Origin of the sequence: Cellulophaga sp. F20128, assembly GCF_023015805.1 — a bacterium.
Classification (GTDB): domain Bacteria; phylum Bacteroidota; class Bacteroidia; order Flavobacteriales; family Flavobacteriaceae; genus Cellulophaga.
In genome coordinates this window covers 1-524 of the sequence record NZ_JALKBA010000077.1, presented here as the reverse complement: position 1 = coordinate 524, position 524 = coordinate 1, and the positions used below count along the sequence as shown (strand labels likewise).

Genomic DNA, 524 nt, shown 5'->3' with positions numbered 1-524 from the left:
TGTGATGCCAGTGATACTGATGATGATAATGATGGGGTGGTTGACGGTAGTGATGCCGATCCCCTAGACCCTTCTGTTTGTCAAGATTTAGATGGGGATGGGTGTGACGATTGTTCGGTTACCTCAAATACCGATTTTAGCGCTGGTAATAATTTTGATCCAGCCAATGACGGTTTGGATACCGATAGTGATGGTATTTGTGATGCCAGTGATCCAGATGATGATAACGATGGTGTGGTTGACGGGGACGATACAGCTCCCTTTGACCCTTCTGTTTGTCAAGATTTAGATGGGGATGGGTGTGACGATTGTTCCGCTACTTTAAATACCGATTTTAGCGCTGGTAATAATTTTGATCCAGCCAATGATGGTTTGGATACCGATGGAGATGGCATTTGTGATGCCAGTGATCCAGATGATGATAATGATGGTGTTTTAGATGGTGATGATACCGATCCATTAGATCCTTCTGTTTGTCAAGATTTAGATGGGGATGGGTGTGACGATTGTTCCGCTACTTCAAA

At 43.9% G+C, this 524-nt stretch carries 1 pseudogene; it reads left to right on the top strand.

From position 1 onward, the window contains the following. A pseudogene (locus tag MWU65_RS17540) lies at positions 1-524 on the top strand (thrombospondin); the annotation flags it as partial.